Genomic DNA, 1,280 nt, shown 5'->3' on the forward strand with positions numbered 1-1,280 from the left:
GTCTGGTTCTCACTCGGCAGCCTCCTGTTTGAGCGTGAGCTGTGGGGCCAGCTGCTCCACAACCTCTCTGTGCCCATGGTACAGTGGATTGTGGTGACCAGCCTTTTCGCCTTCTCCGTCAACCTCCACTCGTTTCTCCTCATTGGCCGAACCTCCGCTATAATGTGGCAAGTCGTCGGGCATGGCAAGACTGTTTTAATTCTACTGGGTGGTTATATGCTCCATCCTATCGAGGATACATCACTACTGCTCAAGAACATTTTTGGAGCCAGTGTGGCCATGATTGGCGTGATCCTGTATGGCCACTACAAGGCGGCTGAGGCTCCTGATGCAAGCAAGGGTGTGTCACCTCCTCTCCGCTACATTGTGCCTGCAATTTTCTTAGTCTGCACCCTGGTCCTCTCAAGCACGGATACAAGCAGAGCTCCCACACACCAACTTACGCCTACATATCAATCGCCCACCCCAACTCCAATTCTGCACTCAATTCCAACACCTCTTCCGCTGCCAACTCCAACCCCTCTTCCGCTGCCGACTCCAACACCCCTTCCACCACCCACTCCATCTCCAGCAGCAGGGGCGGCACTTCCAGCAGCGTCAACGGTAGACTCAATAATGGCGCTCATGCACCCACGCAAGTGTGAGACCTTGTCCGACCCCTATCATGTTATCTTTGTTGCTAGGACTTCGCGCTCCGATGCTGCAGGGCTCCCGGCCCTGCTTTCTTCCCTGCTGGCACAAGACTATTGCGGCGAGATTTCCGTCATCTTAGCTTCGACCGAGTACGAATCTAACGACTACCTTCTGAGTCTGGCCACCTATTGGAGCTTCCTCGTCCGTCATGTCATGCTGGCAGATGATGGTCCTCGAGAACTGTATGGCTACAAGGTCACTAATCGGGTCGTATCCTGGCTCAATAGCCGTTCCTTAGACAACGACGGGCGCATTTGGCCTGACCTGAGCCCACCCACTCATATTGTTTTCACAAACGGAGACAACCTCTATGCAACGCCCTTCTTGCAAAGGACGATTCAAGCTGAATCTCTCTTCGTTTTCACTTCATTTGTCTGCCATCATCGGTGTTTGGACCGATGTTGGCTACCCAGGACTCCGACCGCGCCTTTTGGGCAGAGCGATACCTATGGCGTTATCGGGGGTATCTTCAAGCATGCCCGTGTGGACCTGGGCAGTGTCTTGCTGGATTTCTCGCTTTTCTTAAATGCCACCCGGCATAACATAACGTTCCTGGATGAGGAGCACGATGCTGACTGGATGTACTT

2 protein-coding genes are annotated in these 1,280 nt (G+C 53.5%); one reads left to right on the plus strand and one right to left on the minus strand.

The window, feature by feature from the left end:
• Positions 1-445 precede the first annotated feature (445 nt).
• Positions 446-613, minus strand: coding sequence for a hypothetical protein (locus V6D20_11735; GenBank protein ID HEY9816454.1), 168 nt, complete (start codon positions 611-613; stop codon positions 446-448).
• Between the two features lie 35 nt (positions 614-648).
• Here V6D20_11735 and V6D20_11740 point away from each other — a divergent pair.
• On the plus strand, positions 649-1,280 hold a 632-nt coding region (locus tag V6D20_11740; protein HEY9816455.1), incomplete at its 3' end, for a hypothetical protein.

It is taken from the genome of Candidatus Obscuribacterales bacterium (genome assembly GCA_036703605.1).
Taxonomy (GTDB): domain Bacteria; phylum Cyanobacteriota; class Cyanobacteriia; order RECH01; family RECH01; genus RECH01.